The sequence below is a fragment of the Psychroserpens mesophilus genome (genome assembly GCF_050617655.1).
GTDB lineage: Bacteria > Bacteroidota > Bacteroidia > Flavobacteriales > Flavobacteriaceae > Psychroserpens > Psychroserpens mesophilus_A.
Genome location: NZ_JBODQC010000254.1, coordinates 1 through 260 on the forward strand (window position 1 = coordinate 1; position 260 = coordinate 260).

Genomic DNA, 260 nt, shown 5'->3' on the forward strand with positions numbered 1-260 from the left:
TAACATCAATACCATTTGCTCCATTGTTACTATATCCAGCAACAACAAATCCACCATCTAAAGTTTCATCTACCGAATACGCTTGCGAACCACTAAAAGTGGTATTGGTCCAATTACCATCAAGACTGCCAGTGTTGTCTAATTTTGCAACCCAAATACCTCCTCCTCCAATAAAACCTGTAACAATATACTTACCATCTGAAGTTTGCCTAACACTATGTCCTCGTTCACCTGCTCCAGTACCAAATTTATTTCCCCAT

1 pseudogene is annotated in these 260 nt (G+C 39.2%); it reads right to left on the bottom strand.

Features of this window, described 5'->3' with window-relative positions:
• Positions 1-260: pseudogene (locus tag ACRHNM_RS17170) on the bottom strand (hypothetical protein); the annotation flags it as partial.